Below are 6,009 nucleotides of genomic sequence, written 5' to 3' on the forward strand. Positions count from 1 at the left end.
GGCCTGCGCTCGTCGCGCAGGCCCGGCCCTGGTGTGGTTCTGTCGTTGAGATGCGGAGCTCTCTGTCCACTCTTCACAGACAGGAGGTAGGCCCGCGCCCCAGGAAACCCGGGGCGCGGGCCTGCAAGAGAGCGGCTGTTGTTCTCGCCAGGTCGGACCTCAGGCATCCCAGGCGTTCACGATCGGCCCCGGCCACTCGGCGGCCGTAGCCGCGAGATCTGCCGGGAGCAGGGAAACCAACAGGGCACGGCCGTCGGCAACGGCCTGCAAGGCGGCTTCCTGAGCTTCATCCTTGGTGTCGAACATGCCTTCGCCCACGGTCTCGTTATGGGGCGGCTCACCGACCTCACCGACCCACTGGGTTGCGCCGGGCCACACCCGCACATGGGTCAGCCTGGAAGGCTCCGGCAGCCCGGTGATGCCCCGGGCGGCGGCCTCCTTGATCGCGTCCTCGATCGTCATGCTCGGGCTCTCCTCATCTCGGCCAGTGCGGCGTCCAGTCGTGCGGAGCGGACGACAGCAGAAAGGTCGTTGGCGGTGTGGGCGTAGTGCTCGGCTTCTTCCCGAGCGCCCTGGCGGTAGAGCACCGTGGCCAGCTTGGCGGTGTCGAGCGCTTTCGAGCGGGCTCGGTTCGAGGTCTGGGAATCCACGGCCCGGCGGAGCCGGGATACCAGGTCGGAGACCGGTCTGTTCTTGACCACGGCGAGAAGGTACAGGGCGTGCCCGGTCTCTCCGTGCAGCTTGTGCTCGGTGAAGTACCACATCCAGCGTGGTTCGCTGCGGAGGTCGGTGACGCGACTGTAGATCGACTCCGCGCGGGCGATCTGCCGCATGACCTCGGCCTCGTCGCCCTGAATGGCATAGGCCTGGGCCTTCACTGCCGCGATCATCGAGAGTGCCGACAGGGGTACGTTGCCCATCGCCCTGTCGGCGAGTGCCACAGCGTCCTTCGGCTTGTTCTCGGCGATCTCCTGACGGGCGAGACCGGTTGCGACGTGGCACAGGAGTCCGTCGTCGCCGGCCTCCTGGGCTGCCCTGATTCCCAAGCCGAAGGTGCTCCGCGCGGGCGCGCTCTGGCCGGCGTCGAACGCGGACCACGCTGCGAGGTCCGCAAGGTTGGCGATCTGGCCACACAGTCGATCACGGACGCGTGGTCCCATCGACGCTTTGGTGAGATCGACGACACTTCTAAGCTCGCCGAAGGCCAGATGTCGGGTGGTGAACCCCCCGCTTCGCCGGTCCCATTCCTCCAGGGCGAAGGTTCGTTCTGCGATGTCGTCAACGTCCTTCATTCCCACAGAAGACGGGGATGGCATCACATCGGGCAGGATGGAAGCCAACGAGACAGCCAAGAAATCGCGACGCTTCGACTCACTCACCTCCTCGCGGTCCCGCCGGGTCCTCTTCGGGAACAGTCCCAGCTCTGCGTTCGTGGCCACGCCGAAGACGCCGCGTAGTGCGTCGCGAACGTCCCCGTCCGGCCAGCTGATCACGCCACGTTCTAATCTGCTGATTACGTTGGCGTCAATCGCCGACTCTCGCCCGGTCGCAGCCCTGATCCGGGCGTTCACCCGGTTTGCCACCTCTCCCTGGGGCCACTCTCGCCCGAGGCGGAGCCTTCGAAGTGCGTCGTTGGTCATCTCGGACCCATCCATGCGATGCCGCTGCTGGGAGCCAGACCGCCTAGTGAAGTGCCTAGCGTCTGCCTACAGGATCGCCCTGTCCCCACCCGCACCGCAGGCGTTTGATGGTTCTTAGTCGCTCGGGGTGACCGGTCGGTCACTCTTGATCGGTTCGGGAGGGGCCCGGGCGGCGGCATCGCAATCTGCCCGCTCGCAAACCAGGGGCCCATATGTCAGCCAGCGTCAGCGCAAGGTCCACCGACTCCTCGGGCGGTGCACGCATCGAGATTCCGGAGGTTCGGCCCGGCGACCTCGGGTCCTTGCTGGAACTGCCCTGCGATCCCGAATCCGCACGGCCTGCCCGCAGGCTGGTGGCCGCTGCATTGACTGCCTGGTCCGCCGGTGAATTGCGGGACGTGGCTGAGCTGCTGGTGAGCGAGTTGGTCGCCAATGCCGTCAGGCACACGGGTTGCACACGAATCTCCGTCTCGGTGAACCGGCGGAAGACCTCGGTGTGGGTGGGCGTTCGGGACTCGTCAAGAGCGTTGCCGTGCCGCACGGAACCGAAGTGCGAGGCCGAATCCGGTTATGGCTTGGGCCTGGTGGAGACGCTCTCCTCCTGCTGGGGAGTGGCTTGGGCTCCGCGTGGCAAATGGGTTTGGTTCGAGCTGAGGATGGCGGCGCCGTGACCGTTGGGTTGGTGGCTGCCGGCCGTGATCGTGGCCTGCGGTGTGATCCGTCGGTGTTGCAGACCCGAAAGCTGAATGAGGAACGGAGTTCGTATGGATGTGACCCGAGGGGCCTTCGTCACCCTTGACGGTCTCAGTGCGAGCGGGAAGAGCACTGTTGCTCCGCTGGTCGCCGCCTTCGTCAACGGCGTTCATCTCACGGACAGCGTCTTGTCGACGTTCCCCCGCATGCGTGCGGAGGTGGACGCTGCCGGAATCCTGCCGGCGCGGTTTCACTGGTGGATGATGGCCAACCACATCAAGTCCGAGACCGCCCGGGCGCTCATCGAGAGTGGTCGGACGGTGGTGGTCGACTCCTACTTCCCGCGCACCATCGCCACGCACCGGGCGATGGGGCATGACTGCGCGCCGGAGTACCCCGGCGGGGTCCTCATTCCGCATGTGCCGATCCTGTTGGAGGTGGACGAGGGCGTTCGCCAGGAGCGGCTTCGTCGGCGCGCCGAGCTGGGGGCGCCGAGCTCCTGGCACCGGCGGGAGGAACCGAATGTGGCCGAAAGCTCCCGCGTGTACCGGGCCTTCGGCCTGCTGCGGGTCGACGGCACCGACCGCAGGCCTGAGGAAGTGGCACGTGGTATCGCCGACATCGTGCGCCCGCATGTCTCGCATCGCATCGAGGAGGGCAACTCGCCATGACCGTAACTGAGTTCGAAGTGAAGATTCTCGACATCGAGCCGGAGGAGATGCGCATGCTCCTGATCAAGGCCGGGGCGGAGCACGTGGGCGACCGGTCCCAGCGTCGGTACGTCTACGACATCCCCGGTCGACCCGGTGCGTGGGTACGGCTGCGTGACACCGGTACCGATGTCACGTTGTGTGTCAAGGAGATCCACTCCGATGCGATCGACGGCGTGACCGAAACGGAGACGACCGTCGGCGACTTCGACGCCATGAACGCGCTCCTCGGCAAGCTCGGCTACCTGCCAAGGGCCTACCAGGAGAACCATCGGTCCTCCTGGACGCTGGGCGGCGCGGCCGTCGAGATCGACCGCTGGCCGTTGATCCCCCCGTACCTGGAGATCGAAAGCGACAGCGCTGAACACGTCCACGCGACAGCGCTCGTGCTGGGGTTCTTCCCGGCTGAGCTGACGAGTGAGAACACGACCAGGGTCTACCGCCGGTACGGGATCGACCTGGATGCGATTCCCCGGCTCACGTTCGAGTGACAGGAGACGAGCCATGTCAGTTACCCAACGCCCGGCGGTCCGAGTCGTCCGGGACAAGACCATCCGCATCAAGGTGATCGACGATTGCGGGTTGGCGTGCACGTTCTGCCACAACGAGGGAACTCTGGTCACGGCCGACAATCGGGGTCGTACGGTGTTGCCCGTTGTCACGGGCCCGGGCAAGAGCGGGCGCGTGTCGATCTACGGCGGGACGAACGGGATCAACTTCCTCTCCGCCAAGATGGCCCCGGATGTGTCCTTCCGGCGGGCCGTGCGAACCGTGGCCCGGGCGTTCGACGCCAGCGAGGTTCACCTCACCGGAGGGGAACCCACTCTCCACACCGAGGTGTCCACGCTGGTCGCGGTGCTCAGCGGAATGGGGCTGAGCGTCGGAATGACCAGCAATGGGGAACGCGGTCGGCAGGTCATGCCGGAGTGTTCGGCGGCAGGGCTCAACCGGGTAAATGTCTCGGTCTTCGGCACCACCGCCCAAGAACTCCAGGCTGTTCAGTCCGAGCGATTCAGGTCGGCGGGCCTGGCCGAGACGAAGATCCGTGCAGCGGAGCAGACCGTCCGGTCTGCCGTCTCCAACGGCGTGAAGGTCTCCGTGAACATCGTTGTTCCCGGAATGGCTCACGTGGACCGGATCGTCAACCTGGTCGAGTCGTACGGTCAGTTCGCGGACGTGCGGATGCTCACCAGCATTCAGGACGGAACGGAGTCGATTGCGGCGATCTCCGAAGTGCTGGCCCGTGTGGGCGCGGAACCGGTGCTCCGGACGTTCACCGCCGGCACCTCCGACGAGCGCACCCTGTACCGGGCGCTCGGCAGCCGGGCGGTCTACGTGAAGCGGCTGCTGCCCGTACGGCTCCCGGACACCTGCGCGTCGTGCCGGTTCAACAACGGCACGGACTGCGAAGAGGGCTACTACGGCATCCGCCTCTACCTCACTGAACAAGGGGAGTACATGGTCGGCATCTGCATCCAGCGCATGGACCTCTGTGTTGCCGTGGTCGATCTGCCGAAGAGCGGAATCGTGGAAGAGGTGCAGGCCTTCAAGGATGCCGAAGTCCGGCGGCTGACGAGCAGGTACGGTGCCGCCGCCTGAGTAACAGGCCCGGTCGACAGGGTCTTCCTGGCCTCGCTCGACCCGAGCGAGGCCAGGACTACCTCCTATGGATCATGTCGAGGGAGGTGCGCTGCTGCCTGTCCGGTGCGGCGCGTGCCATCCGATACGGGCCGACCGGCCTGGGACGACCCGTCTGAATCCGAGCTCGCCCCGGACCGTCCCCCCATCCATCCACCTCTACCGAGGACTGCGCTGTGAGCGTCGGACCGCGTACCAGAATGCTGCTCAGGACCATCGCCCCGGCTCGCAGGCTGGATGTCCTGGGCTCCCACGAGGCCTTGGCCCAGGCCTGCGCGGCTACCGGCGACGACGTGGTGGTGGCGGAACTGATCAGCGATGGCCCGAACCATCTGTGGTCGCTCGCCTCACGCCCGCGCGTACTCGCCATCGTGCACCCGGACCTGGACGAGGCGTGGGCACTCATCAGGAGCGTGCAGTTCCTTCGGCAGCACCGGGTTGCCGTCACCTCCCCCTCTTTCACGGAAATCCGTGCCGCTGCCGGCGGTCGGGCCGTCACCTTCTGGCAGAACCCCGGGCAGCGGAGCCCCGACACGTCCCTGTCCGCATGGGTGACCGCTCTTACGCACCGGATCGATCCCGGGACGGCGTTGTGGCTCGGGGAACACGATCCGTTCGACGGACTGCTCGACGGCCTCGACGACGCGCCATTGGACGGTGCCGTCTGCCGGTTCCTACGCGAGCGCGTGGCTCAGTTGCGAGAGGAGTGGGACTACCTCGACTGGCCGACACCGGACACCGTCATCCTCGGAGCCGACCGGATGGTCCCCTGCCACGACGACGGGGTCCGCGTGGGATTCCTGTTGCGCCGACCGCTCCGCCGAGGCCACCGGGAGTGGGATCTGGTCGCCGCCCGTTGGCGCTCCGAGCTTCTCACCGGCCCGCGTGAGGACCACCGGACCTTCGCCGGTACCTACCTCTCCTACCAGTCGGAGGGCCGGTCCCCGGCCTACCCCTACATCGGCGCCTGGTCGGGCTACCAGGTCGTGCGCGACGTCGTCGTGCTCACTGCGGTGATGGACGCGGTGCGCCGCGCCCACCTCGACGGCGGCCTCCGCCGGGAGGCCGCCCACCGGGTCGCATGCCTGCGCGGTGCCCACCCGGCGCCGTGGAACTGGGGAAAGCGATGACACCCCGCCCACCTCTGCCCGCGTGCTGCCAGTGGTCCAGATGCCCCGGCCGTGGGCTCTCGGCGCGTTCCGGCGCGCGGTGGGTAGGGCGCGTCCGGGGTCCGCACGGGGGGCGCGGACGTGCGGGCCCCCCGCTTACGCCCCCCGGTCAGCCGGGGGGGGGGGGGGGGGGGGGGCGGGGGGGGGGGGTGGCCGGGG

At 67.4% G+C, this 6,009-nt stretch carries 7 protein-coding genes; 5 read left to right on the top strand and 2 right to left on the bottom strand.

The genetic code is table 11. From position 1 onward, the window contains the following. Positions 1-159: 159 nt before the first annotated feature. Positions 160-462 (bottom strand): hypothetical protein, encoded by a 303-nt coding sequence (locus tag ACFQ6N_RS39850; RefSeq protein ID WP_380659062.1) that lies wholly within the window; start codon positions 460-462, stop codon positions 160-162. Further along, positions 459-1,640: a hypothetical protein gene (locus ACFQ6N_RS39855; protein ID WP_380659063.1), complete on the bottom strand. Its 1,182-nt coding sequence runs from the start codon at positions 1,638-1,640 to the stop codon at positions 459-461. The genes ACFQ6N_RS39850 and ACFQ6N_RS39855 overlap by 4 nt, the downstream gene beginning before the upstream one ends. A 212-nt stretch (positions 1,641-1,852) precedes the next feature. Between ACFQ6N_RS39855 and ACFQ6N_RS39860 the strand changes: the two genes are divergently transcribed. From ACFQ6N_RS39860 to ACFQ6N_RS39880, 5 genes are all read left to right on the top strand, one after another. Next, the gene (locus ACFQ6N_RS39860) at positions 1,853-2,311 is read left to right on the top strand and encodes an ATP-binding protein (protein ID WP_380659064.1); all 459 of its coding nucleotides are present in this window, start codon (positions 1,853-1,855) and stop codon (positions 2,309-2,311) included. Between the two features lie 93 nt (positions 2,312-2,404). Next, a complete protein-coding gene (locus ACFQ6N_RS39865; protein ID WP_380659065.1) occupies positions 2,405-3,004 on the top strand; it encodes a hypothetical protein in 600 nt (199 codons plus the stop codon). Further along, positions 3,001-3,534, top strand: a complete 534-nt coding sequence (locus tag ACFQ6N_RS39870) for a class IV adenylate cyclase (protein WP_380659066.1) — start codon at positions 3,001-3,003, stop codon at positions 3,532-3,534. The genes ACFQ6N_RS39865 and ACFQ6N_RS39870 overlap by 4 nt, the downstream gene beginning before the upstream one ends. A gap of 13 nt (positions 3,535-3,547) precedes the next feature. Beyond that, positions 3,548-4,642, top strand: a complete 1,095-nt coding sequence (locus tag ACFQ6N_RS39875; protein ID WP_380659067.1) for a radical SAM protein — start codon at positions 3,548-3,550, stop codon at positions 4,640-4,642. A gap of 239 nt (positions 4,643-4,881) precedes the next feature. Beyond that, positions 4,882-5,811, top strand: a complete 930-nt coding sequence (locus tag ACFQ6N_RS39880; RefSeq protein WP_380659068.1) for a hypothetical protein — start codon at positions 4,882-4,884, stop codon at positions 5,809-5,811. Positions 5,812-6,009: the final 198 nt, after the last annotated feature.

It is taken from the genome of Kitasatospora sp. NPDC056446 (genome assembly GCF_042796115.1).
In the GTDB taxonomy this organism is placed as follows: domain Bacteria; phylum Actinomycetota; class Actinomycetes; order Streptomycetales; family Streptomycetaceae; genus Kitasatospora.

What these genes read in the sequence shown, in the direction of transcription:
- ACFQ6N_RS39850 (WP_380659062.1), bottom strand. Translation starts at nt 462, where the DNA reads ATGACGATCGAGGACGCGATCAAGGAGGCCGCCGCCCGGGGCATCACC.
- ACFQ6N_RS39855 (WP_380659063.1), bottom strand. Translation starts at nt 1,640, where the DNA reads ATGACCAACGACGCACTTCGAAGGCTCCGCCTCGGGCGAGAGTGGCCC.
- ACFQ6N_RS39860 (WP_380659064.1), top strand. Translation starts at nt 1,853, where the DNA reads ATGTCAGCCAGCGTCAGCGCAAGGTCCACCGACTCCTCGGGCGGTGCA.
- ACFQ6N_RS39865 (WP_380659065.1), top strand. Translation starts at nt 2,405, where the DNA reads ATGGATGTGACCCGAGGGGCCTTCGTCACCCTTGACGGTCTCAGTGCG.
- ACFQ6N_RS39870 (WP_380659066.1), top strand. Translation starts at nt 3,001, where the DNA reads ATGACCGTAACTGAGTTCGAAGTGAAGATTCTCGACATCGAGCCGGAG.
- ACFQ6N_RS39875 (WP_380659067.1), top strand. Translation starts at nt 3,548, where the DNA reads ATGTCAGTTACCCAACGCCCGGCGGTCCGAGTCGTCCGGGACAAGACC.
- ACFQ6N_RS39880 (WP_380659068.1), top strand. Translation starts at nt 4,882, where the DNA reads ATGCTGCTCAGGACCATCGCCCCGGCTCGCAGGCTGGATGTCCTGGGC.